A 24,518-nucleotide genomic window follows, 5' to 3' on the forward strand; every position below is an offset into this window, starting at 1 on the left:
GATGATGCGTCGGCAGGCGCCGCTGCTGCAGGTGATCGCCCCGCGATCCCGCTCGGTCCGGGGGAGGAGACGCTGCTCGACGCCACCGCCGCGCAACCGCACGACGCCGAACTGGTCGAGCCCGAACTGATCGAACCGGGCCGCGCGCTCGCGCTGGCCGATTTCAGCCCGCCCGCGCTCAGCGCCGGTGAGCGGCTGATCCGGTTCGCCTATGCCGCCGGGCTGCCCGCCTCGGCGCTCCGCCCGTTCCGCAAAAGCGCCAAGCCACGGCTGACCGCGACCGTCACCAATCCGCTGCGGGGCAATCCGGCGGCCGGCACCGCGCTGCGCGCCGGGCACTTCCTGCTGCATGGCGTCAAGACCGCGATCGCCGATACCGAATTCACCGGTCCGCGCCTGTCCCCGCCGTTCGAGCGGCTGGTCCACGGTTTCGGCTGGCTGCCCGACCTGGAGGCCTGCGCGCCGCGCGTGCAGTGCACCGCCGTGGCCGAACGCGTGCTGTCGGCCTGGCTCGCCGCCAATCCCAAGCCCAACGCCAGCCCGGCGTGGGATGTGGGCAACACCGGGCACCGCATGCTCGCCTGGCTGATCCACGCGCCGCTGCTGATGTCCAACCCCGACAAGCATGCGCGTGCGCGGGTGCTCGCGGCGATGGCCTTCAACGCCCGCTGGCTCGATCGCCACGTCGGCAAGGCGGCTGACCGGCTGGGCGAAGTCGCGGGCTGGTGCGGCATCACCGCCGCCGGATTGCTGCTGGCCGATGGCCATGCCCGCCGGCTGTATGGCGAAGCCGGGCTGATCCGCGCGCTGGGCGAACTGGTGGGCGACGATGGCGGCGTGCTGTCGCGCAGTCCGCTGGGCCAGATCGAGGCGATCGAACTGCTGGTGCGGTTGCGCGCCTGCTATGCCGCAGTGCGCAGCGAGCCGCCCGCGGCGCTCGACACGATCATGGCGCTGCTGGTGCCGCCGCTGCTCGCGCTGCTCCATGGCGATGGCGGGCTGGGCAGCTGGCAGGGCGCGGCCGCGCTGTCGGCCGAACGGATCGAGACGCTGGTCGCCGCCACCGGCGTGCGCACCCGGCCGCTGCGCGATGCGCGGCAGTGGGGGTACCAGCGGGTAACCGCGCAGCGCACGGTGATGCTGGTCGATGCCGCGCCGCCGCCGCTCGCCCGCCACGCGCGCGACGGCTGCGCCTCAACGCTCGCGTTCGAACTGTCGCACGGGAAACACCGGCTGGTGGTCAACTGCGGCGGCGCGGCGTTTGCCGGCGGCCAGATCCCGCTGCGCCTGGCGCAAGGCCTGCGCGCCACTGCCGCACACTCGACGCTGGCGATCGACGATTTCAACTCCACCGCCGTGCTGATCAACGGCAAGCTCGGTTCGGGCGTGTCCGAGGTCGAGGTTGACCGGCGCACCATCGCCAATGACGGCAGCACCGGCAAGGCGGCGGGCGGCACGCGCATCGAATCGAGCCACAACGGCTACGTCTCGCGCTATGGCCTGGTTCACCGCCGCATCCTGCTGCTGCGCGACGACGGCAGCGAACTGCGCGGCGAGGACCTGCTCGTGCCGCAGGGCAAGCGCGGCAAGCGCGGCACCATCGCGGTCGCGCTGCGCTTTCACCTGGGCCCCGACGTCGAGCTGGCCGAGGGCGAGGACGGGCAGGGCGTGAGCCTGTCGCTGCCCGACGGCAGCCTGTGGCAGTTCCGTTCGGGCCGCGAGCCGGTGCGGATCGAGGACAGCCTGTGGGCCGATGCGCAAGGCCGCCCGGTCGGCACGCGCCAGCTGGTGGTGCAGGCCAAGATTCCCCGCAGCGGAGAGACGTTCTCCTGGCTGCTCAAGAAGATGAGATAGGACCAACATCGTGGGCGACGTGAAGATCGGACGGGCACTGCTGTCAGTGTCCGACAAGGCCGGCTTGGTCGAGCTTGGCCAGGCGCTAAGCCGGCGCGGGGTCGAGCTGGTGTCGACCGGCGGCACCGCCAAGGCGCTGCGCGACGCCGGGCTGGCGGTGCGCGACGTGGCCGACCTCACCGGCTTTCCCGAAATGATGGACGGCCGCGTCAAGACGCTGCACCCGATGGTCCACGGCGGGCTGCTGGCGGTGCGCGACAATCCCGAACACGCCGCCGCGATGGCCGCGCACGGCATCGGCGCGATCGATCTGGTGGTGGTCAACCTCTACCCGTTCGCCGCGACCGTGGCCAAGGGCGCGGGCCGCGACGAAGTGATCGAGAACATCGACATCGGCGGCCCCTCGATGGTGCGCTCTGCCGCCAAGAACCACGCCTACGTGACCATTGTGACCGACCCGGCCGACTATGCCGGGCTGATCGCCGAACTCGACCGCACCGACGGCGCGACCGGGCTCGATTTCCGCAAGGCGATGGCGGCCAAGGCGTTTGCGGCCACCGCCGCCTATGATGCGGCGATCTCCGGATGGTTCGCGCGTGTCGATCAGCCGACCAGGTTCCCCACGCTGCGCTCGATGGCCAGCCGGCTGGTCACCACGTTGCGCTATGGCGAAAACCCGCACCAGCAGGCCGCGCTCTATGTGTCCGACAGCCCTTATGGTGCGGGTATCGCGCAGGCGCAGCAAATGCAGGGCAAGGAGCTGTCGTACAACAACTACAACGACGCCAATGCCGCGCTGGAACTCGCTGCCGAATTTGCCGGCGGGGCGCCCACGGTGGTGATCGTCAAGCACGCCAACCCGTGCGGCGTCGCCACCCGGCCCACGCTGCTCGAGGCGTGGAAGGAAGCGCTGGCGTGCGACTCCGTCTCGGCGTTCGGCGGGATCGTCGCCACCAACGTCGCGCTCGACGGGCCGACCGCGCAGGCGATCTGCGAAATCTTCACCGAAGTGGTGGTCGCGCCCGGTGCCGACGATGCCGCGCGCGCGGCGTTTGCAAAGAAGAAGAACCTGCGCCTGCTGCTGGTCGATGCGCTGCCGCAGGCGGACCGCCCGGGCCAGACCACCACGATCATCGCCGGCGGCGTGCTGGTGCAGGACCGCGACAATGGCCACATCACCCGCGACGATCTCAAGGTCGTGACCAAGCGCGCGCCGACTGAACAGGAACTGGACGACTGCCTGTTCGCGTGGACCGTGGCCAAGCACGTCAAGTCCAACGCGATCGTCTATGCCAAATCGGGCGTCACCGCCGGGATCGGCGCGGGCCAGATGAACCGCCGCGACAGCTCGCGCATCGCCGCCGCCAAAGCACAGGAAGCCGCTGAAACCCAAGGGTGGAGCGAGCCTAAGACGCACGGCAGCGCGGTCGCCTCCGATGCGTTCTTCCCGTTCGCCGACGGCCTGCTCGCCGCCGCCGAAGCGGGCGCCACCGCCGTGATCCAGCCGGGCGGATCGATCCGCGACGACGATGTGATCAAGGCCGCCGACGCGGCGGGGCTGGCGATGGTGTTCACCGGAATGCGGCATTTCCGGCATTGACGTGATGACGGTGAACCAGGGGTAAAACGTCGTCCCGGGCTCGACCCGGGACCGCTGACCTGGAACCGCCGCGCGTCGTTTCCAGCCTGACGGCTGGAGGCGGCGCGTCTTTATCCCGCCTCACGGCGGGTACGGCACCGGCCCGCTCCCCCTGCCCGACCACCCGACAGTGTACCTTGGGGGTGGTCGGGCAGGGGGAGCAGGCCGGTGCCGCACGAGGGATCAGCGCAAGCTGATCCCGGTCAACGCACTCTGACTCTTCCGCGCGGGGTCATGCCGTAGCGTGACCGTTCAATGCGTCAAAATATCAGCGATAGAAAACGTGGTTGTCCACTTGCGCGATGCGCTTCAGGCGCCAGTTGGGCGAGACGCGCGCGGCGTGGAAGAACAGCGCGCCTTCGACCGGGCTTTTCCAGCTGCCGTCAAGCGCGATCCGCGCCACGCGCACGGCCTTGGCCCACATCGCGCTGGCGTGGTTGATCGCGGGCATCGCCGCGCCGCGCACGAACGAGAACTGCGAAGGCTGGTAGACCACGCCGCAGATGCTGGCGGGGAAGCGGCCCGAGTGGGCGCGATCGATGATCACGCGGCCGACCGCAAGCTGGCCATCGAGCGATTCGCCCTTGGCCTCGAAATAAATCGCACCGGCGAGGCAGGCGAGATCGCCCGACAGCTGCTGCGGCACCGATGTTTGCGACACAAGCTGCGCCAGCGACCCGGCGCGGACATCGTCGGGCGCATCATCTTCGTCGTCGGCCGACGCGGTGGCATCGGCAAGCGGCTGTACGGGATACGGCGTGGTGATGTGCGGGGTGGCGGCATCGGGAGAAGCGCTGGCCGTCATGGCGGGGGCTTCGATCACCTGAGTCGCGATGGCCGGGGTCGCAACCGCCGGGGCATTGTAGACTTGTGCCGCCGCTCCGGAACCACCGGAGCTGACAAGGGTTGTGATTATCATCGCAGCGGCACTGATGGCACTTGCGGTACGCAGCTTGGGACTCATCAAACATCGTCATTAGGCGGTGAGCAGCCTGGATCACGGCGCGACAAGAGCCCTTGCTGCACGAACGCAGGTTCGTGCAGGGATCCTGTCGAGGGCCGTGACGGCTGCCCCCCGTCTGCGTGCTAGCGCGCCCTGCTTCCCCGCAAGACGACGCCGCCTTCGCAACATCGGTAGGGCGCATTTATTGTGCAGCGCAACATTGTCAACCCGCAGATGACGGATTCAAGACAAGGCGTTCGGCATTCGGGACGTCCAGTTCAACGATCCACAGGTCGCTGTCGCGCGCACTCCGGCGCTGCACATATTCGTTAAATTCTGGTTTATTATCATCGTCTTGGACCTTGGTTTGGGTCCATTTCCGCGATCCGTCGAGCTGCGGCATCCGCTCGAAAAGGCGCGTATTTGTGCCGTTTTGCGTGGTCACGACCAGGATCGTTCCCGCGTCGGGATCACCCTTGGCCAAGACTGCGGCAAACCCCCCGGCGGACTGCACCAGGCGAATCATCGCGTCGATTTCAAGCTTGGGAGGCAGTCTTGGATCCATGTGCAACCCGTGGATCAGGCCATCGCCGCGCGCAACCCATCGGCATAACCCGGCAAACCGGCCAGCGCGAAATGCGACCGCATGAACGTGCCGGTGCCGCGCCCGATTTCCTCGCCCTCATCGTCGAGCAGGCGCGCTTCGGCCACGAACACGCGGCGGCGGCCGCTGATCCAGCGCCCTTCGGCAATCACCCGGCCTGCGCGGATCGGGCGCAGGAACTGCAGGTTGAACGATGTCGTGAGCAGGAACCGGTCGGTGACCATGGTGTTGGCGGCATAGAACGCCGCATCGTCGAGCATCTTGAAATAGATCGTCCCGTGCGCCGCGCCGGCAGCGTGGAATGTGGCCGGGGTCACGTCGAACGCGATGCGCGCGCGGCCCTCACGCTCGATCTCCAGGTCCGAAGCGAACAGCGCGTTGATCGGCGCCGAGCGGTACAGCCCCTCGAGCGCGCGCCAGTGCAGCCGGGCGCTGTCGATGGCCGCAGCGCCCGCCGAAACGCCCGGAGGCGCGCCCTCAGGCGGCGTCGCGGTCGATGACATTGACCAGCAGGCCGTAGATCGCCTCGGCATCGGGAGCGGCGAGCAGCGATGCGTGCATCCGTTCGTCGCGCATCAACCGCGAGATCGCGGCGAGCGCCTGAAGATGCGTGGCGCCGGCCTGTTCGGGCGAGAGCAGGCCGAACACGCAGTCGACCGGCAGGCCATCGGCGCTGGCGAACTGCACCGGCGAGGACAGGCGCAGGAACACCGCGACCGGGCGCGGCAGATTGTCCAGCCGGGCATGGGGAATCGCCACGCCGCGCCCGAACCCGGTGCTGCCCAGCTTCTCGCGCTCCTCGATCCGTTCGAGCACCGACACGCGATCGAGCCCGTAGACCGCGGCAAAGCAGTCTGCGAGCTGGTCGAGAATTTCTTCCTTGGTAGCCACGCCGACGATGCGCACGGCTTGGGGATCGATTGAAAAAAGAGCTGTCATGGTCTGGAATACCGCAGCGTGCCGCAGCACGAATAGTTGCGGCGGCCAATGCGCTTTCCGGTCCGCCAGCGCAAGCTTCGAATCGCGGAACATCTCGATGCTTGCGCGGGGCGGATCGGTTGCGGGGTCATCGCGCCATCCCGGATGAAGTTACGGCCTGTGGGCGAACGGGTCGGGTCAGTGGTTGGGTTCGACCCAGCCGATCGAACCGTCGCCGCGGCGATAGACCATGTTGTGGCTGCCGGTGCCCGCGTTCTTGAACAACAGCGCGTTGGTGTTGCGCAAGTCCAGCATCATCACCGCATCCGACACGGTGGCTTCGGGAACATCGACGCGCGTTTCGGCGATCACCAGCGGCGCATCGGCCGGCTCGTCTTCGCCTTCGTGGTGCTGGAACACCACGTAGCTGGCGTTGTCGAGCGCACCGTTGGCGCCATTGAGCTTTGCGCCATCGTCCCGCGCGCCATCATCGGCACGCTGCGCATGGGTCACCGCATCGTGGCGATCCTTCAGGCGGCGCTTGTAGCGGCGCAGCTGCTTTTCGATCTTTTCGGCCGACTGGTCGAGCGCCTGGTGCGCTTCCTGCGCCACCGCGCTGCCTTTCAGGATCAGCCCCTGCATCACATGGGTGACGATATCGCAGCGAAACCCGCCATGCGGCGCCTTGCCCAGCGTGACGTGCGATGTCAGCGCGCGCGAGAAATACTTGTCGACGATCGCGCCAAGGCGTTCTTCGGCATGCGTTTGCAACGCGGCGCCGGTTTCGACCTGGTGTCCCGAAACGCGAATGTCCATAGATCGTACCTCCTGCACTGAAACCGTCGGCACTGGGCCGTAGAAAATCCGCTCAACGCGCCCACAGGGGATCGTTGACCGTGGCCAAAAACTGCGCATGCGCCGCCAGTTCGGCCGCGCTGGCGGTGTGTGCGCGCGGCGCGCGCCATTCGCGCCGCACCGCCGTGTCGCCGCCATCCGCGACCGCCGCCGATGCTGCCTCCGCCGCCAGTTCAAGCCCGATCTGGCGCCCGCCCATCAGTTCGACATACAGCTGCGCCAGCAGTTCGGCATCGAGCAACGCGCCATGTTTGGTGCGGTGACTGCGATCGATGCCGTACCGTGTGCACAACGCATCGAGCGAGAGTTTGGCACCCGGATGCCGCCGCTTGGCGATGCCCACGGTATCGACCATGCGGCTGCGGCACACCGGTTCCAGCCCGCACATCGCCAGTTCGGAATTGAGGAAACCGAAGTCGAAGCCGGCGTTGTGCGCAACCAGCGGCGAATCGGCGATGAACACCAGCAGGTCATCGGCGCGCTCACGAAAGCGCGGCTTGTCCGACAGGAATGCTTCGGACAGCCCGTGCACGGCCTCGGCTTCGGCGGGCATCGCGCGTTCGGGATGGAAATAGGCGTGGAACACCTGACCGGTGGTCACCTTGTTGACCATCTCGATACAACCGATCTCAACCAATCGGTCTCCACTTCGGGGATCGAGGCCAGTCGTTTCGGTATCGAAAACGATCTCACGCATTGGAATCTCTATCCACCCGCAAAGGCGGGCTGGCAAGCGCCGGACCCGCGTTTTTTTGCCGTAGTGTTACCACCAGCCGCTCAACTGCGGCGCGCGTTGCCTCCAGCGTCATGCCGGTGTCGATCACGAAGTCGGCGCGCGCGCGTTTTTGCGCATCGGGCACCTGCAGCGCCACGATCTGCGCGAACTTTTCGGGCGTCATCCCCGGCCGGGCGAGCACCCGTTCGCGCTGCATCTCGCCAGGTGCCGAGACCACTGCCACCGCATCGAGCGCCTGCGCCCCGCCCTTTTCGTAGAGCAACGGAATGTCGAACACGACCAGCGGCGCCTCGCCGTGTTCGGCCAGGAACGCGGCGCGCATCGCCGCCACCGCCGGATGAACGATCGCCTCCAGCCGCTTGAGCGCCGCAGCATCGCCGAACACCTGTGCGCCAAGCTCGGCCCGGCGCACGCCGTCGGGTCCGGTGGTGCCGGGAAACGCCGCCTCGATCGCGCCGAGCAGCGCGCCGCCGGGGCCCTGCAGGCGGTGCACGGTGGCATCGGCATCGAACACCGGCACGCCCAGATCCGTCAGCATCGCCGCGACCGCCGACTTGCCCATGCCGATCGAGCCGGTCAGCCCCAGGATGAAGGGTTTTTTGACCGGTTTCGCGGGCGGTGCGGGCATCGGTGACGTCACGCCGTCAGCAACGCGCGCAGTTCGCCGTCGGCGTCGCGCGGCGCATCGGCGCCGTAGAACCGCCGGAACGCCTCGCGCGCCTGCCCCACGAGCATTTCCAGCCCGTCGTGCGTGCGCAGGCCCCGCGCGGCGGCGGCGCGCAGCAGCGGCGTCTCGTGCGGATGGGTGACGATGTCATAGACGATCGCGTCGTCGCGCAAGTCCGCCACGGCCAGCGGCAGCGCGGGCTGTCCGGTCATGCCCAGCGAGGTCGCGTTGGCGACCAGCCTGCTGTCGTTGGCGAGCGCCTGCGCGCCATCCCAGCCCGCCGCGATCACCTCGCACCCGGCGATGGTCGCGGCGATATGGTCGCGCAGCCGCGCGGTGCCTTCGGGCGAGCGGTTGACGATGGCGACGCGGCTCGCACCCAGCCCGACCAGCCCGGCGATCACCGCCGCCGCCGCGCCGCCCGCACCCAGCACGGTGACCTGCTCTCCGGCAAGGTCCAGCCCGGCGAGCGGTTCGACGAAGCCGGGCAGATCGGTATTCTCGCCGGTCAGGCTGCCGTCGGGCTCGACGATCACGGTGTTGACCGCGCCCAGCGCCAGCGCGGCCGGCGTGTGGTGATCGACCAGATCATAGCACGCGCGCTTGTGCGGCATCGTCGCCTGCACCCCGGCAAAGCCGAGCGCGACCATGCCGCGAAACGCCCGCGCGACTTCGCCCGGGCGCACCGGCAGGCGGATGTAGTGCCCATCGAGCCCCAGCCGCTTGAGCCAGAATTCGTGGATCAGTTGCGATTTCGACTGCGCCACCGGCCAGCCGATCAGGCCCGCCAGCAACGGCAGCGCGCGTTCGCGATGCACTTCGTCGGGACGCAGGTTCACGCCGCCAGCTCTCCCAGATCGCGCAGCGCCGCGAGCAGCGGCAGCAGCGGCATGCCCAGCACCGTGAACTGGCTGCCGGTGATCTCCTCGAACAGCTGCACCCCGCGTGCCTCGATCCGGAACACCCCGACACAGCCCGAAACGGCGGGCCATTCGCTGTCGAGATAGCTGTCGATAAAGCTGTCGGTAAGCCCGCGAACCCGCAGTTTTGCGCAGTCGACGTGACGCCACTGCGTCACCCCGTCGCGCATCAGCACCGCCGCGCTGTGCAAGTGCATTTCCTGGCCCGAAAAGAACCGCAGGTGCGCTTTGGCATCGGCGCGGCTCTTGGGCTTGTCGAACAGGCGGCCGCCGACTTCGACCAGCGAATCGCCGCCGAGCACCAGCCGCCCGGGGTGGCCCACGCTCACCGCCATCGCTTTGGCTTCGGCCAGGATGCCAGCGATCTCGCCCGGCGGCACCGCGATCAGCTCGCACTTCAGCTCGGCTTCGTCGAGATCGGGGCTGCGCGCCTCGAACGCTACGCCGGCGGCATCGAGCATCGCCTTGCGCGAGGCACTTTGCGAGGCGAGAATCAGCACGGGAGGATCAGCATGGCGGCGCTTTCATATCGGCTTCGCGCCCGGTGCCATATCGGCCCCGGCAGCCTGGCGTTCGTTGTACAAATTGATCACGGCGGCGGCGGTTTCCTCGATCGAGCGACGCGACACGTCGATCACCGGCCAGCCGTTATCCGCGAACATCCGCCTTGCATACTGCACTTCGCGCGCGACATGCTCGGCATCGACATACGCGGTTTCGGGCGCCTGGTTGAGCGACAGCAGGCGGTTGCGCCGCACCTGGATCAGCCGTTCGGGCGCGGTGGTCAGCCCCACCACCATCGGCCGCCGCACCGAATACAGCGATTGCGGCGGCGGGCTTTCCACCACGATCGGGATGTTGGCCACCTTGTAGCCGCGATTGGCGAGATAGATCGAGGTCGGGGTCTTGGAACTGCGCGAGACGCCCGCCAGCAGGATGTCGGCTTCCTCCCAGTTCTCCCAGCCGACGCCATCGTCGTGCGCGATGGTGAACTGAATCGCGTCGACCCGCGCGAAATAGGCCTCGTCCATCGCGTGCTGGCGCCCCGGACGGCCGCGCGCCTGCTGGCCCAGCTGCTGCTGCAGCGCATCGGTCACCGCATCCAGTGCCGGCACGATCGGCAGGCCCAGCGCCACGCAGCGCTGTTCCAGCCGCTGGCGCGTTTCGGCGTTGACCAGCGTATAGAGCACCAGCCCAGGATTGGCGGCGATCTCGCCCATGATCCGGTCGAGATGTTGCTGGGAGCGGACCATCGGCCAGAAGTGGCGGACCACGTCGGCATCCTCGAACTGCGCGAGCGCGGCCTTGGCGATCATTTCCAGCGTTTCGCCGGTGGAATCGGACAGGAGATGGAGGTGCAGCCGCTGCATGAAGCCCCTTCCGTAGGCCCGGAATTGCTCCCGGGACAGTGCTGTGGACAAGCATCCGATAAACCACGGGAGGAAACCGCGGACAAGTTCAACCGCCGATTCCATGCCCCCTTACGGCACATTCATGCGCCGGTTATGGACAGGTGGATAGAGTTTCCCACAAGCCGGGGACAGTGGGGACAACTTCGGCTTGACCCCGCAGGCCACAGAGTCGCGGCCTGATTTGCACTGGTCCGCCCGGCACAAATCGGGCAGAGGCGCGCCATCCCCACTATCCACAGCCCAACAGACTCCAACATCAAGATTCTCTTTTAATAGATTCTATTGGAATGGACCGATCGATGCCCGGCCCCCTGCTCCGCACGCTGCGCGGTGAAAACCTTGCTTCCCGTCCCGTCTGGCTCATGCGCCAGGCCGGGCGCTATCTGCCCGAGTACCGCGCCTTGCGCGCCGAAAAGGGCGGTTTCCTCGAACTGGTCTACGATGCCCCGGCAGCGGCGGAGATCACCCTCCAGCCGATCCGGCGCTTCGGCTTCGACGGCGCGATCCTGTTTTCGGACATCCTGATCGTGCCGTACGCGATGGGGCAGAACCTGTCGTTCGTCGCAGGCGAAGGCCCGCGCCTCTCGCCCCGGCTGCTGGATACCGCGCTGATTGCCCTCAGGGCCATGCCTGAGCGCCTCGCGCCGATCTATGACACCGTACGGCAGGTTCGCGCGCAGCTGTCCCCTGACAGGACCCTGCTGGGCTTTGCGGGCAGCCCATGGACCGTGGCGACGTACATGGTCGCAGGCGAGGGCAGCCGCGACCAGGCCGACACCCGCGCCATGGCCTATCGCGACCCGGGCGCGTTTGCCGCCATCATCGACGCGATCACCGCCGTGACGATCGAATACCTCGCCGGCCAGATCGAGGCGGGCGCCGAGGCGGTGCAGCTGTTCGACAGCTGGGCCGGCACGCTTGCGCCCGTCGAATTCGATCGCTGGGTGATCGCGCCCAACGCAGCGATCACCGCCGCGATCAAGGCGCGCTATCCGCAAGTCCCGGTGATCGGATTTCCCAAGGGCGCGGGCGAAAAGCTGGTGGCCTATGTCCAAGGCACCAAGGTCGATGCGGTCGGCATCGACGAGACGATCGATCCGAAATGGGCGGCCAAGGCGTTGCCCGCCGGGCTGCCGGTGCAGGGCAACCTCGATCCGCTGCTGCTGCTGGCGGGCGGGGAGGAGCTGTCCGACCGCACCCGCGCGATTCTCGACTGCTTTGCCGACCGGCCGCACGTGTTCAACCTGGGCCATGGCATCGGCCAGTTCACGCCGGTGGCGCATGTCGAGCACTTGCTGGGCGTGGTGCGCAACTGGCGGGCGTGAGGCTGGAAAAAACGTCGTCCCGGACGTGATCCGGGACCGCTGGCGGGAAACCGCATACGGCCAGCGGTCCCGGGTCGAGCCAGGGGTGACGGAATATCCGGCTGGAAATCGCGTAATCCAGCCTCTACCGAAAGCCGCCACACCGCGCTAAACCCCCATCATGCTACAGGTGCTTGCGATGCTCTACCTCTGGCTCAAGGCCGGGCACATCATCTTCGTGATCTTCTGGATGGCCGGGCTGTTCATGCTCCCGCGCTTCTTCGTCTACCATCAGGAAGCCGCGCCCGATTCGCCCGAAAACGCGGTGTGGATCGATCGCGAGGCCAAGCTGCTGAAGATCATCCTGTGGCCGTCGCTGGTGGTGGTGTGGCTGCTGGGGCTGGCGCTGGCGATCAGCAGCGGGGCGTTTTCGCAGGGCTGGTTCCATGCCAAGCTGGTGCTGGTGCTCGTGCTCACCGGCTACCATGTCTGGCTGGCGTCCTATGCCACTGCGCTGGCGCAGGGGGTGCGCAAGTTTGACGGCAAGCGTTTGCGGCTGGTCAACGAAGTTCCGGGCATCGCTGCGGCGCTGATCGTGATACTGGTCGTGCTCAAGCCGTTTTGATCCCCAACCTTTTCCGACCCCAACCCTTTCCGACCCAGACCCTCGTTGATGGAGCCTGCCCCGCGATGCTGATCCTGCCCTTGCTTGCCGCCACGATGGCCGCGCCGGCCACGCCCGTCGATGCCGCCAATGCGCAGGATGTCGCGTGCATCGCCCTGTTTGCGGCCGCCGCCGGCAATTCGACGGACAAGGACCAGGCCGGCACGATCGCCGCGTTCATGTATTACCTCGGCCGGATCGATGCGCGCGCGCCCGGTTACGATCTGGAAGGTCACCTGGTGGCGCTGCTGTCCGACGAGGCCTATCTCAAGGACCAGCTGCCCAAGGATGGCGAGCGCTGCGGCAAGGAACTTTCGCAGCGCGGCAGCGAGCTCGACAAGATTGGCAAGGCGATGTCGGCGATCGGCCAGCCCGCCAAGTAAGCCGGGTGGCGCAAGTAACCGGGATGCGGGGGGGCCGGGTGGACCAACTCCCGGTTTGGCCGCAGCGAATACCGTGTGGCACGAATGCGGGACGGCGCCGGATTGACGGCGCGGCCCCGACGTCCTATTTCGCAGCTGTCTTCTGACACCGTCCCTTCCGGTGACGAGCGGCCGCCTTGTTCGCGACCGCCGGGTCTGCTTTCTCCAAGCCCCATGACCTCGCAGCAACCCTGCGCGCCGGCCAGCTCCCTACGATTTCGGAAAAACCAGAATCATGCATCTCAAAGAACTCAAGAAAACCACCCCCGCCGCGCTGGTCGAAATGGCCGAGGAACTGGGCGTCGAAGGCGCCAGCACGCTGCGCCGCCAGGACCTGATGTTCGCCATTCTCAAGGAAGTGGCGGAAGACGGCGAGGAAATCCTCGGCATCGGCACGATCGAGGTTCTGTCCGACGGCTTCGGCTTCCTGCGCAGCCCCGAGGCGAATTACCTCGCCGGCCCCGACGACATCTATGTCTCGCCCAACCAGGTCCGCAAGTTCGGCCTGCGCACGGGTGACACCGTGGAAGGCGAAATCCGCGCGCCCAAGGATGGCGAACGCTATTTCGCGCTGACCAAGTTGATCAAGGTCAACTTCGATGATCCCGAGGCGGTGCGCCACCGCGTGAACTTCGACAACCTGACCCCGCTCTATCCCGACAGCAAGCTGAACCTCGACACGCTCGATCCCACGGTCAAGGACAAGTCGGCGCGGGTGATCGACATCATCAGCCCCCAGGGCAAGGGCCAGCGCGCGCTGATCGTCGCCCCGCCGCGCACCGGCAAGACCGTGCTGCTGCAGAACATCGCCAAGGCGATCACCGATAACCATCCCGAAGTGTTCCTGCTGGTGCTGCTGGTCGACGAGCGGCCCGAGGAAGTCACCGACATGCAGCGCAGCGTGAAGGGCGAGGTCATTTCCTCGACTTTCGACGAACCCGCCACGCGCCACGTACAAGTCGCCGAAATGGTCATCGAAAAGGCCAAGCGGCTGGTCGAGCACAAGCGCGACGTGGTGATCCTGCTCGATTCGATCACGCGCCTCGGCCGCGCGTACAACACCGTCGTTCCGTCATCGGGCAAAGTGCTGACCGGCGGCGTCGATGCCAACGCCCTGCAACGCCCCAAGCGCTTCTTCGGCGCGGCACGCAACATCGAGGAAGGCGGCAGCCTCTCGATCATCGCCACCGCGCTGATCGATACCGGCAGCCGCATGGACGAGGTGATCTTCGAAGAGTTCAAGGGCACCGGCAACTCGGAAATCGTGCTCGACCGCAAGGTCGCCGACAAGCGCATCTTCCCCGCGCTCGACGTGGGCAAGTCGGGCACGCGCAAGGAGGAACTGCTGGTCGAAAAGGACAAGCTCGCCAAGATGTGGGTGCTGCGCCGCATCCTCATGCAGATGGGCACGATCGATTCGATGGAATTCCTGCTCGACAAGATGAAGGATTCCAAGACCAACGAAGACTTCTTCGCGACGATGAACCAGTAAGGGTACCCACAGGTGCAGGGCGCGGATCGCGAGCGTTCAAGAGGCCATCCGGGAGCAGTTCCGGGTGGCCTTTTTGCTGGGGTTTTGGAGGGTGGGCGAGGGCGGTGATTACACACTCAGCCCAGACAATGAGCGCCGCTCACCCATCTCCCCACACCCGCTCGTCCTGAGCCTGTCGAAGAACGCAAGCCAATCTCGCCTTCACCCATCTTGCTGAACTCGTTTCAGCATCCATCGTGCAGCCGGAACCGGCGGTGCGAGCGGAAAAATGGATCCTGAAACAAGTTCAGGATGACGGGTGAAAAGTGACGGAGCATTGTAGGACGACGGCGTCGCTCGCGATGCCTGGGTCAACGGTTTTGGGCTGGCTCGCTCGATCCAGCGAGCAACGCGATCAACCCGATCAAGGTGGCCAAGTAAAGCAGGTTGCTGAAGAAGATGGATAAAAACAGCGGCATATCGGGGGAGACCCCAGTGGCTACAGTAGCAAACATTCGCGGCATCTCGACCGAGGAATAGATTATAAAGGGAATGGGCATCAGTCCCCAAAAGCCCGACTTTCCTCGATCACGGAGTCTTCGAACCACGGCTGCTGCAAAGAGCAAAATTGCCATGCCGAAGGTAACGGCCAGGAAAAGCGCTATCGAACCGGCAGGCATAAACTCAGGGTGGTTACCTTGGACTGAGATTGAGTATTGCCCAGGTCCGCTGATCACCGTTGCTTGATCTGGGTGTTGGACGGCAAATTCCTGCATCGCCTGCATCGTATGTACCATCATGGGCGCCAAGATAATCATTCCTGCCGCGATGGTGATGCCAAACGCGACGGCCGCGTAAGGCCAAAAGCTTGCACGGTCCTCGCGGCCCGTAAAATCTAACAACTTCTTGAAATGTTCTCCGAGCTTCACGGTTGCTGACATGCTCTATCCCTCTGTTGCAAAGGCAAGTTTGCTATCACCACATGATCTCGTCAACCTTTTGATAACACCATAGTTGCCGCTTCCCCCCCACCCCCATCATGTATCCTCCAGCGCCACCGCCATCTTCTGCCACAGCAGGTTGATTGCCTGAATCGGCCGCACCATGACCTTGAAGTCGACGATCCGGCCTTCGAGGTCGAAGCGGATCAGGTCGATGCCGTTGAGCGTCACGCCGTCAATCGTCGCGGTGAATTCGAGGCAGCATTCCGCGCCGTCGACCAGTTCGCGCACGTAGGTAAAGCTGCTGTCGGCAAACACCCGACCCGCCGCGCCGAGGTACATCACCACTTTGTCGCGCCCCACTTGCGGGGTGTGCACCACGGGCGAGTGAAACACCGCGTCCTCTGCCACCAGTTCGCGCAGCAGGTCCTCGGGACAGCCCGCGGTCATCGCGCGGTGCCAGGCGGCAAGACCAAGGTTCATGCTCGTTCTCCTTGCAAGGCGGCCTCGTTACACGGCGGCGGGCCGGAAGCTGCCGGTTTGCGCCATCGCCCAGTCGCGGCCCAGGCTGGTGCTGTGTGCGTCGGCGAGCAGCGCGCCGGGTTCGAGGAAGCTGTAGATCCGGTCGACCGGGTTCGATCGCGCCGAGTTCAGCCGTTGCATCAGGTGATGCGGCGCGATCTGCCACGGGTTGTCGAGGCCCATGGCGACCACGATCTCGCGCAGGCCCATCAGCGTGTGCTTCTGGAAGCTGGCGACGCGCGCGGCTTTGTCGGGCACCACCAGCCCGCGCTGGCGCGTGGGATCCTGCGTGGCGACGCCGGTGGGGCAGGTATCGGTGTGGCACTTCATCGACTGCACACAGCCCAGCGCGAACATGAAGCCGCGCGCGGCGTTGCACCAGTCCGCGCCGAGCGCGAAGTTCATCGCCATCCCCGCGCCCGAATGGACTTTGCCCGACGCGCCCAGCTTGACCTTGTCCTTCAGCCCGGTGCCGACCAGCGCGTTGCGCGCGAAGATCAGCCCTTCGCGCAAGGGGGTGCCGACCGAGTTGGACAGTTCGACCGGCGCCGCGCCGGTGCCGCCTTCCGCCCCGTCGATCACGACGAAATCGAGCGTGATCCCGGTTTCCAGCATCGCCTTGCAGATGGCGAGGAATTCATGGCGCTGGCCGATGCACAGCTTGATGCCCACCGGCTTGCCGCCCGACAGTTCACGCAATTGCGCCGCCCATTCGATCATCCCGCGCGGGGTCGAGAACGCCGAGTGCGCGGGCGGGGAGATGCAGTCCTTGCCGATGGTCACGCCGCGCGCCTCGGCGATTTCGGCGGTGACCTTGGCGCCGGGCAGCACGCCGCCGTGGCCCGGCTTGGCGCCCTGGCTCAGCTTGATCTCGACCATCTTGACCTGGTCGATGCTCGCGGTTTCGGCAAAGCGCCCGGCATCGAACGTGCCGCCTTCGACGCAGGCGCCGAAATAGCCGCTGCCCAGTTCCCAGATCAGGTCGCCGCCGAAGGTACGGTGATGGCGTGACAGGCCACCCTCGCCGGTGTCGTGGGCGAACCCGCCCTGCCTGGCGCCGTTGTTCAGCGCCATGATCGCGTTGGCCGACAGCGCGCCGAAGCTCATCGCCGAAATGTTGAGCAGCGCGGAGTCGTACGGCTGCGCGCACTGGTCGTTGCCGATGCGCAGCCGCCATTGCTCGGGCGCAGCGGCGTTGGGGGCGATCGAATGGGCGAGCCAGTCGTACTCGTCCGAATAGACGTCCAGTTCGGTGCCGAACGGGTGTGCATCGAGCGCACCCTTGGCGCGGGCATAGACCAGCGCGCGCTCGTCATGGTTGAACGGCCGCCCGTCGAGATCGCCCTCGACGATATAGGCGCGCGCGAACGGGCGCAGATCCTCCATGATCCAGCGCACCCGCGCCAGCAGCGGATAGTTGCGCCGCAGCGTGTGGTGCGTCTGGAAGAAATCGAGCACCGCGATCGCCAGCAGCGGCACCAGCACCAGCAGGGCCCACCGCGCCGGCGGCTCGATCACCGCCCACCCCGCCAGGACAAGCAGCAGCAGCGGCACCGCAAAGCGCGTGAGCAGGCCAGCGGAATCGTGCAGCTTGGCGGTGGGGATCATGGTTCGGTCAGCCCAGGTTTTCGGCAAAGAACGCGGCGGTGCGGCCATCGGCCAGCGCGGCGCCCGCAGCATCGCGGCGGTTGCCGCCGGTCGCGGCAAAGCCGTGGTCGAGCCCGGGGTAGTCGTGCAGCGTCACCTTGGGCAGCGGATCGAGCCCGGCGTGCATTGCCGCCTGCGCTTCGGCACCGACGAGATGGTCGGCCATGGGCACGTGCAGCATCAGCGGGTGCGCGATCGCGTGGCTTTCGTTCAACATCTGGTCGATCATCACCCCGTAATAGCCGACCGACGCGCTGATGTCGGTGCGCGCCGCCGCCATGTAGGCCAGCCGCCCGCCCAGGCAGAACCCGACGCAACCGACTTTGGCCACGCCCTGCTCGCGGCGCAGCCAGTGGATCGCCGCCTCGATATCCTGCACGCCGAGGTCGGCATCGAACTGGCCGAAATAGCCGAATCCTTCCTGCAACTGCTCGGGCACGTCGGGATCGAGCTCGACGCCGGGCGCGAACCGCCAGAAGATGTCGGGCGCCAGCGCGAGATAGCCTTGCGCGGCCCAGTCATCGCACTTGGCGCGGATGCCGGCGTTGACGCCGAAGATTTCGGGGATGACAATGATCGCGGCACGCGGTGCGGCGGCGGGCCGGGCAACGTAGACCGGGATCCGGCCCTCTGCGTTCAGCGCGGCAATCGTGGTGGTTTCACCCATGTCGGTCGTCCTCTGCGTGGTTGTCGTTGGTCGATGGGAACCTTGGCCCTGCCCGTGGACTTTGCCAAGGCCTCGTGACAGTCTGCGGAAGCAGGGTTTTTCACCCCCGGGAGAGCGCGCCATGAAAGTGAATGTCGAGATCGAATGCACCCCCGAGGAAGCCCGCCGCTTCATGGGCCTGCCCGACGTGTCGAAAGCCAACGATGTCTATGTCGATGCCCTGTCCAACGCGATGAAGGGCGTTTCCAGCGTCGATCAGCTGCAGGATTACGCCAAGAAGATCGCGCCGATGGGCGAGATCGGGATGAAGCTGTTCCAGAACTTCATCGAACAGGGCGCGGGCGCGGCGATGGCCGGCTTCGCCAACGCCGGCAAGAAAAAGGACTGACGTTGCGGCCCGCGCTGCGCTAACCGGCGGCGATGGCTGAAACCCTGTTCGCCCACACCATATTCGCCCTGTCGTCGGGAGGGCCGCCCGCCGGGATCGCGGTGATCCGCGTCAGCGGGCCGCAAGCCGGCGCCGCACTGCGCGCGCTGGCCGGTCGCCTGCCCAAGTCGCGCCGCGCAACATTGGCGACGCTGACCGATCCGCACGACCACATGCCGCTCGATTCCGCGCTGGTGTTGTGGCTACCCGGCCCCAGGACTGCCACGGGCGAGGATTGCGCCGAACTGCACTTGCACGGCGGCCGCGCGGTAATCGCGGCGGTCGAGCGCGCGCTGGCCCGCCAGCCCGGCCTGCGTCGCGCCGAGCCGGGCGAATTCACCCGCCGCGCGTTCGGCAACGGGCGGATCGACCTGGCCGAGGCCGAAGGGCTGGCCGACCTGCTCTCCGCCGAAACCGAACTGCAACGCCGCAGCGCGCTGGCCATGGCCGACGGCCAGTTTTCGCGCACGATCGAACACTGGCGCACCGCGCTGCTCGGCCTGTCGGCACGGATGGAAGCGGCGCTCGATTTCTCAGACGATGACGATGTCGGCGCGGACTTGCCCAAGGGCTTTGGCGAAGACTGCGGTGCGTTGGCGCAGGAATGGCAGGAGTTCCTCGACCGCCCGCGCGCCGAACCGTTGCGCGAAGGCTTCCGCGTGGTGCTGGCAGGCCCCCCGAACGCTGGGAAATCCACCCTTTTCAATGCCTTGATCGAATCCGACGCGGCCATCACCGCCGCCGAACCCGGCACCACGCGCGACGTGCTGGTGCAGGCGGTGGCGATCGCAGGCGTGCCGTTCAGCTTCGTCGATACCGCCGGCTTGCGCGACGACGGCGCGGGCGAGATCGAGCGCATCGGCATTGCCCGCGCCCGCGCGGCGGCGGAACGCGCCGACCTCGTGCTGTGGCTCGGCCCGGAATGGGAGGGGCCACTGGGCGCACCACTGTGGGAAATCGCCGCGCAGTGCGATCGCCCGGGCGCGCACGGCAAGGCCGCGCCATCGTTCCGCGTCTCGGCTCGCACCGGCGAGGGCATCGACGCCTTGCGCGCCGCGCTGGTGAAACGGGCGCGTGCGGCGTTGCCCGCGCCCGGCGCGCTGGCGCTCAACGCGCGCCAGCACCGCTTGCTGGACGAAGCAACGCAGGCGCTGACCGATGCCGCGCGCCAGACCGACCCGTTGCTCGCCGCCGAACACTTGCGCCTCGCCCGCCGCGGATTGGACCAGCTGGTCGGGCGAACGGGCACGGAGGACATGCTCGATGCGCTGTTCGGACGGTTCTGCATCGGGAAGTGAATGCCCGCTGATTCGTCACACTTCCCCCACTCATCCCGAGCGAAGTCGGGGGATCCGCACTCAAGTTAGCGTGTGGCGCGACGTGTCTCGACTTCGCTCGACATGAGCGGGAGTGGAGTGGAATTGAACGGGCAAGGACTACCCCAATTGTTCCACGTGGAACATCAAGACGCCTACACCCCTTTTGACCAGAATCCCGCGATCCTGTATCGGCGACGGATCATGCGGAAATTCGATGTCATTGTGATCGGCGGCGGTCATGCCGGGTGCGAGGCGGCGGCGGTGGCGGCGCGGATGGGTGCGCGCACCGCGCTGGTCAGTTTCGATCCCGCCGCGATCGGCGCGATGAGTTGCAACCCGGCGATCGGCGGGCTGGGCAAGGGCCACCTGGTGCGCGAGGTCGATGCGTTCGACGGACTGATCGCGCGCGCCGCCGATGCCGCCGCCATCCATTACCGCATGCTCAACCGCTCCAAGGGGAGCGCGGTGCAGGGGCCGCGCGTGCAGGCCGACCGCCGGTTGTTCCGTGCCGCGATCCAGCGGATGCTGAGCGCGCAGGCCAATCTCGAAATTGTCGGCGGTGAAGCGGTGGCGTTGCGGATGCAGGGCGGGGCGGTCACCGGCATCGACCTGGCCGATGGCACGGTGCTGGTCGCGGGTGCGGTGGTGCTGTGCACCGGCACGTTCCTGGGCGGCCGGTTGTTTCGCGGCGAGGAGCGCATGACCGGCGGGCGCATCGGCGAGAGTGCGGCGCACCGGCTGGCCACGCAGTTGCGCGACGATGCCGCGCTACCGATGGCGCGGCTTAAGACCGGCACGCCGCCGCGGCTCGACGGACGCACGATCGACTGGGCGGCGCTGCCCGAACAGCCGAGCGATGCCGATCCGTGGACGATGTCGCCGCTCAACCAGCGGCGCGAACTGCCGCAAGTGTTCTGTGCCATCGCGCGCACCAACGCCCGGACCCACGATATCGTGCGCGGCGCGCTCGATCGTTCGCCATTGTTCACCGGCGCGATCGGCGCGCAAGGGCCGCGCTATTGCCCGTCGATCGAGGACAAGATCCACCGGTTCGGCGATCGCGACGGGCACCAGATTTTTCTGGAGCCGGAAGGGCTCGACGATGCCACGGTCTATCCTAACGGGGTCAGCACCTCGCTGCCCGCCGACGTGCAGCTGGCGATGATGCGCAGCATCGCCGGGCTGGAACGCGTGGAGATCACCGTGCCGGGCTATGCGGTGGAATACGACCATATCGATCCGCGCGCGCTGGACAGCAGCCTGGCGGTGCGGGTGTTGCCGGGCCTGTATTGCGCGGGCCAGATCAATGGCACCACCGGGTACGAGGAAGCCGCAGCGCAAGGGCTGGTCGCCGGGATGAATGCCGCCGCTGTGGTGCTGGGGCGCGAACCCGCGCCGCTCGATCGCGCGAGCAGCTACATGGCGGTGATGGTGGACGACCTGACGCTGCACGGGGTGAGCGAGCCCTATCGCATGTTGACGGCGCGCGCCGAGTACCGCCTGCGGCTGCGCGCCAACAACGCCTCGACGCGGTTGACCCCGCTGGCGATCGCCGCCGGGTGCGTGGGCGAGAAGCGCCGCGCGTGGTTTGGGGCGCGGTCGGCGCAACGCGATGCCGCTGAACGTGCGTTGGCGGAGCCGGTATCGGTCAACGATCTGGTTCGCGCCGGGCTGCCCGTGCGCGAGGACGGTTCGCGGCGGCCGTTGATGGAATGGCTGCGCTTTCCCGGGATCGAACTTTCCGCGCTCGCCCCATGGTTGGGTGAGGCGTTGCCGGACGATGCCGCGCTGGTCGAGGAGCTGGGCGAGGACGCGACATACGCGCCCTATCTTGCGCGGCAGGACGCCGAACTGCGCGAATTGCGCGCGAGCGACGGTGTGCGGTTGGCGGCGGATTTTCCGTATGCGGAGATACCCGGCCTTTCGAACGAGATGGTCGATCGGTTGAGCAAGGCGCGGCCCGAGAGCCTGGCGGCGGCGGGGCGGATCGCGGGCATCACTCCGGCGGCGCTGGCCAGCCTGCTCGTCCACGCCCGACGGCGCGCGGCATGATCGACAGCGAGGACGCGGCCCGGGCGTGGCTGGTGGAGGGGCTGGGAATCGATTCCGCAGCGATGGCACGGCTGTCGCAGCTGGTGACTATGCTCATCGAGGAGAACGAGCGACAGAATCTGGTGTCGCGCGGGAGCCTTGCGCATGTCTGGCAGCGGCATATCGCCGATTCAGCGCAGCTGTTGTGTGTTCCACGTGGAACACCGGCTGAGGTTGAGGGCGACTGGCTTGACCTCGGCAGCGGGGCGGGGTTTCCGGGGCTGGTCATCGCCGCGCTCGATCCCGCGCGGCGGATGACTTTGGTCGATTCGCGCAAACTGCGCACCGAGTGGTTGTCGCGCGCGGCGGCGGCGCTGGGGCTTAGCAACGTCGAGGTCGTGTTGAGCCGGGTCGAGGACCTGCCGCCTCGTCAGTTCAGCGTGATCTCGGCGCGTGCCTTTGCGCCTTTGGACAAACTGCTGACGCTATCCGCACGTTTTTCCACACCGGCGACCACTTGGTTGTTGCCGAAGGGGGCCAAGGCGCACCATGAACTGCACATGCTCAATTCCACATGGCGCCACATGTTCCACGTGGAACAATCGCTGACCGATCCGGCGGCGGGAATCGTTGTCGGCACACTGCCCGCCACCCTGCCGGTACCCCGATCAACGGCGGCGCATACGGGCAACCATAGCGAAGAAGGTCTGCGCAGATGATCACGATCGCGGTCGCCAACCAGAAGGGCGGGGTGGGCAAGACCACCACCGCCATCAACGTCGCCACCGCGCTGGCGGCCACCGGGTGGAAGGTGCTGCTGATCGATCTCGATCCGCAGGGTAACGCCTCCACCGGCATCGGCATACCCGCCGAAGCCCGCGAGCGGTCGTCTTACGACTTGCTGATCGACCAAGCGACGATCGCCGAATGCGCGATGCCGACGCGCATCCCCGGTCTGGACATCGTGCCCGCCACGGTCGACCTGTCCGGCGCCGAAGTCGAGCTCGTCAGCGTCGAGGATCGTACCGGCCGGTTGCGCGCCGCGCTGGCGCAGGATGCCGGCCATGACATCTGCCTGATCGACTGCCCGCCGTCGCTCGGGCTGCTGACGCTCAATTCGCTGACCGCCGCCGATACTCTGCTGGTCCCGCTGCAGTGCGAGTTCTTTGCGCTGGAGGGGTTGAGCCAGTTGCTCAAGACGGTGGAGCGCGTGCAGCAGCGGTTCAATCCGGACCTTGGCATTGTCGGCATCGTGCTGACCATGTTCGACCGCCGCAACCGCCTGACCGACCAGGTCGCCGACGATGTTCGGTCCTGCCTGCGCGAACTGGTGTTCGAATCGGTGATCCCGCGCAACGTGCGCCTGTCCGAAGCACCGAGCCACGGGCTGCCCGCGCTGGTCTACGATCACACCTGCGCCGGGTCGCAGGCCTATATCAAGCTGGCCCGCGAACTGATCGCGCGCCTGCCCCAGCAGAGGAAAGCGGCATGAGTGGCGCAGTGACACCGCCTGAGGAGCAGGTCCAGACCAAGGCGGCGGCAGCGCCCAAGCGGTCGGCGCTGGGTCGCGGGCTGGGCGCGTTGATGGGCGACACGCGCCGCGAGGAACTGCTGGTTCGCAGCGATCCGGATGCGGCAACGGGCGCGTCACCACGCGACGGCGCCATCGCGATGTTGCCGATATCCGAGATCGAGCCGCACCCTGATCAGCCGCGGCGCCATTTCGATGAGGCCGCGCTGGATGATCTGGCGCGTTCGATCGCGGCCCGGGGCGTGATCCAGCCGATCATCGTGCGTCCGCTCGGTCGCGACCGGTATCAGCTGGTAGCAGGCGAGCGGCGCTGGCGGGCCGCCCAGCGCGCCCGCATCCATGAAATCCCGGCAATCGTCCGCAAGCTCGACGATCGCGAAGTGACCGCGCTGGCGCTGATCGAAAACCTCCAGCGCGAGGATCTCAACCCGGTCGAGGAGGCGCGCGCCTATCAGCGGCTGTCGGCCGACGACGGCCTGACCCAGGCCGAGATCGCGCAGTTCGTCGACAAGTCGCGCAGCCACGTCGCCAACCTGATGCGCTTGCTCAGTCTGCCCGAAGACGTGCTGCAACTGGTCGAGACCGATCGGCTGTCGATGGGCCATGCCCGCGCGCTGGCCAGCCTGCCCGATCCCGGTCCGCTGGCGCACGAGATCGCCGATAAGGGCCTGTCGGTGCGCGACGCCGAACGCCTGGCCAAGCGGGCCACGCGCGGCGAACCGGCGCAACGCCGCGCGCGGGCGGAACGCGATCCGTCCGACGCCGCCGATATCGCGGCGGTCCAGGCGCATCTCGAGGAATTCCTCGGCCTCAAGGTGTCGATCCATGCCGATACCGATCCGCGCACCGGCACGGTTTCGATCCGCTACAAGACGCTCGATCAGCTCGACCTGATCTGTCAGCGCCTCACCGGCGGCGGGATTTGAGTTCAGTAAAGCACTGTAACATAAATATACTTCTTTAGATTTTTGACGTCATGACATCCTCAGTGAACGCGGCTCGACCAATTTAATCGATCGGTTAA

26 protein-coding genes are annotated in these 24,518 nt (G+C 66.9%); 12 read left to right on the forward strand and 14 right to left on the reverse strand.

All coding sequences use genetic code 11. The features are described 5' to 3' along the window. Positions 1-45 precede the first annotated feature (45 nt). Together NL2_RS01075 and purH are read left to right on the forward strand one after the other, a co-directional pair. Complete coding sequence (locus NL2_RS01075) at positions 46-1,854, forward strand: heparinase II/III family protein (protein ID WP_068070963.1); 1,809 nt, start codon at positions 46-48, stop codon at positions 1,852-1,854. A gap of 10 nt (positions 1,855-1,864) precedes the next feature. Continuing rightward, entirely contained in the window at positions 1,865-3,454 is a 1,590-nt protein-coding gene (gene purH / locus NL2_RS01080; RefSeq protein ID WP_068070778.1) for a bifunctional phosphoribosylaminoimidazolecarboxamide formyltransferase/IMP cyclohydrolase, read from the forward strand. Positions 3,455-3,761: 307 nt separating this feature from the next. Here the strand turns inward: purH and NL2_RS01085 are convergent, their stop codons facing one another. The 10 genes from NL2_RS01085 to NL2_RS01130 form a co-directional block, all read right to left on the reverse strand. After that, positions 3,762-4,412: a cell wall hydrolase gene (locus tag NL2_RS01085; RefSeq protein WP_439646876.1), complete on the reverse strand. Its 651-nt coding sequence runs from the start codon at positions 4,410-4,412 to the stop codon at positions 3,762-3,764. A gap of 247 nt (positions 4,413-4,659) precedes the next feature. Further along, positions 4,660-5,001 (reverse strand): DUF1491 family protein, encoded by a 342-nt coding sequence (locus tag NL2_RS01090; protein ID WP_068070782.1) that lies wholly within the window; start codon positions 4,999-5,001, stop codon positions 4,660-4,662. 14 nt (positions 5,002-5,015) lie between these two features. After that, positions 5,016-5,543: a PaaI family thioesterase gene (locus tag NL2_RS01095; RefSeq protein ID WP_084355762.1), complete on the reverse strand. Its 528-nt coding sequence runs from the start codon at positions 5,541-5,543 to the stop codon at positions 5,016-5,018. Then, entirely contained in the window at positions 5,518-5,979 is a 462-nt protein-coding gene (locus NL2_RS01100) for a PTS sugar transporter subunit IIA (protein WP_068070964.1), read from the reverse strand. The genes NL2_RS01095 and NL2_RS01100 overlap by 26 nt, the downstream gene beginning before the upstream one ends. 177 nt (positions 5,980-6,156) lie before the next feature. After that, on the reverse strand, positions 6,157-6,774 hold the full coding sequence (hpf, locus tag NL2_RS01105) for a ribosome hibernation-promoting factor, HPF/YfiA family (RefSeq protein ID WP_068070784.1): 618 nt from the start codon (positions 6,772-6,774) through the stop codon (positions 6,157-6,159). Positions 6,775-6,826: 52 nt separating this feature from the next. Beyond that, a complete protein-coding gene (gene dnaQ, locus NL2_RS01110) occupies positions 6,827-7,510 on the reverse strand; it encodes a DNA polymerase III subunit epsilon (RefSeq protein ID WP_068070786.1) in 684 nt (227 codons plus the stop codon). Continuing rightward, positions 7,503-8,177 (reverse strand): dephospho-CoA kinase, encoded by a 675-nt coding sequence (gene coaE / locus NL2_RS01115; RefSeq protein ID WP_068070788.1) that lies wholly within the window; start codon positions 8,175-8,177, stop codon positions 7,503-7,505. The genes dnaQ and coaE overlap by 8 nt, the downstream gene beginning before the upstream one ends. Before the next feature lie 8 nt (positions 8,178-8,185). Then, positions 8,186-9,055 carry a shikimate dehydrogenase family protein gene (locus NL2_RS01120; protein WP_245647515.1) on the reverse strand — a complete coding sequence of 290 codons (870 nt, stop codon included), beginning with the start codon at positions 9,053-9,055 and terminating at the stop codon, positions 8,186-8,188. Beyond that, positions 9,052-9,636, reverse strand: a complete 585-nt coding sequence (locus NL2_RS01125) for a Maf family protein (RefSeq protein ID WP_068070789.1) — start codon at positions 9,634-9,636, stop codon at positions 9,052-9,054. Before NL2_RS01125 ends, NL2_RS01120 begins: the two co-directional genes overlap by 4 nt. Before the next feature lie 24 nt (positions 9,637-9,660). Next, positions 9,661-10,506 carry a pyruvate, water dikinase regulatory protein gene (locus NL2_RS01130; protein WP_068070791.1) on the reverse strand — a complete coding sequence of 282 codons (846 nt, stop codon included), beginning with the start codon at positions 10,504-10,506 and terminating at the stop codon, positions 9,661-9,663. A gap of 341 nt (positions 10,507-10,847) precedes the next feature. Here NL2_RS01130 and hemE point away from each other — a divergent pair, with 341 nt between their 5' ends. From hemE to rho, 4 genes are all read left to right on the forward strand, one after another. Beyond that, a complete protein-coding gene (gene hemE / locus NL2_RS01135; protein WP_068070969.1) occupies positions 10,848-11,873 on the forward strand; it encodes a uroporphyrinogen decarboxylase in 1,026 nt (341 codons plus the stop codon). A gap of 160 nt (positions 11,874-12,033) precedes the next feature. Beyond that, entirely contained in the window at positions 12,034-12,477 is a 444-nt protein-coding gene (locus NL2_RS01140; protein ID WP_068070793.1) for a CopD family protein, read from the forward strand. Between the two features lie 65 nt (positions 12,478-12,542). Next, entirely contained in the window at positions 12,543-12,899 is a 357-nt protein-coding gene (locus NL2_RS01145) for a hypothetical protein (protein WP_068070795.1), read from the forward strand. Between the two features lie 274 nt (positions 12,900-13,173). Next, the gene (rho, locus tag NL2_RS01150) at positions 13,174-14,430 is read left to right on the forward strand and encodes a transcription termination factor Rho (protein WP_068070799.1); all 1,257 of its coding nucleotides are present in this window, start codon (positions 13,174-13,176) and stop codon (positions 14,428-14,430) included. A 350-nt stretch (positions 14,431-14,780) separates the two neighbouring features. On the opposite strand, the gene NL2_RS01155 is transcribed toward rho, so the two are convergent. The 4 genes from NL2_RS01155 to NL2_RS01170 form a co-directional block, all read right to left on the reverse strand. Continuing rightward, entirely contained in the window at positions 14,781-15,350 is a 570-nt protein-coding gene (locus NL2_RS01155; protein WP_084355763.1) for a DUF805 domain-containing protein, read from the reverse strand. A 96-nt stretch (positions 15,351-15,446) separates the two neighbouring features. Beyond that, positions 15,447-15,833, reverse strand: coding sequence for a nuclear transport factor 2 family protein (locus NL2_RS01160; RefSeq protein ID WP_068070801.1), 387 nt, complete (start codon positions 15,831-15,833; stop codon positions 15,447-15,449). 27 nt (positions 15,834-15,860) lie between these two features. Beyond that, positions 15,861-17,480, reverse strand: coding sequence for an FMN-binding glutamate synthase family protein (locus tag NL2_RS01165; RefSeq protein ID WP_068070803.1), 1,620 nt, complete (start codon positions 17,478-17,480; stop codon positions 15,861-15,863). 7 nt (positions 17,481-17,487) lie between these two features. Continuing rightward, a complete protein-coding gene (locus NL2_RS01170; RefSeq protein WP_068070805.1) occupies positions 17,488-18,186 on the reverse strand; it encodes a dienelactone hydrolase family protein in 699 nt (232 codons plus the stop codon). A gap of 121 nt (positions 18,187-18,307) precedes the next feature. Here NL2_RS01170 and NL2_RS01175 point away from each other — a divergent pair, with 121 nt between their 5' ends. The 6 genes from NL2_RS01175 to NL2_RS01200 all read left to right on the forward strand — a co-directional run bounded on the left by NL2_RS01175 (position 18,308) and on the right by NL2_RS01200 (position 24,420). Further along, positions 18,308-18,574, forward strand: coding sequence for a DUF6489 family protein (locus tag NL2_RS01175; protein WP_174522573.1), 267 nt, complete (start codon positions 18,308-18,310; stop codon positions 18,572-18,574). A gap of 32 nt (positions 18,575-18,606) precedes the next feature. Then, positions 18,607-19,911: a tRNA uridine-5-carboxymethylaminomethyl(34) synthesis GTPase MnmE gene (gene mnmE, locus NL2_RS01180; protein WP_068070807.1), complete on the forward strand. Its 1,305-nt coding sequence runs from the start codon at positions 18,607-18,609 to the stop codon at positions 19,909-19,911. 222 nt (positions 19,912-20,133) lie between these two features. Continuing rightward, positions 20,134-21,984: a tRNA uridine-5-carboxymethylaminomethyl(34) synthesis enzyme MnmG gene (gene mnmG, locus NL2_RS01185; protein ID WP_068070975.1), complete on the forward strand. Its 1,851-nt coding sequence runs from the start codon at positions 20,134-20,136 to the stop codon at positions 21,982-21,984. Then, positions 21,981-22,682, forward strand: a complete 702-nt coding sequence (rsmG, locus tag NL2_RS01190; protein WP_068070809.1) for a 16S rRNA (guanine(527)-N(7))-methyltransferase RsmG — start codon at positions 21,981-21,983, stop codon at positions 22,680-22,682. The genes mnmG and rsmG overlap by 4 nt, the downstream gene beginning before the upstream one ends. After that, the gene (locus NL2_RS01195) at positions 22,679-23,455 is read left to right on the forward strand and encodes a ParA family protein (protein WP_068070810.1); all 777 of its coding nucleotides are present in this window, start codon (positions 22,679-22,681) and stop codon (positions 23,453-23,455) included. Before rsmG ends, NL2_RS01195 begins: the two co-directional genes overlap by 4 nt. Next, entirely contained in the window at positions 23,452-24,420 is a 969-nt protein-coding gene (locus NL2_RS01200; protein WP_068070811.1) for a ParB/RepB/Spo0J family partition protein, read from the forward strand. The genes NL2_RS01195 and NL2_RS01200 overlap by 4 nt, the downstream gene beginning before the upstream one ends. Positions 24,421-24,518: the final 98 nt, after the last annotated feature.

Source organism: Novosphingobium lentum NBRC 107847, assembly GCF_001590965.1.
GTDB classification, from domain to species: domain Bacteria; phylum Pseudomonadota; class Alphaproteobacteria; order Sphingomonadales; family Sphingomonadaceae; genus Novosphingobium; species Novosphingobium lentum.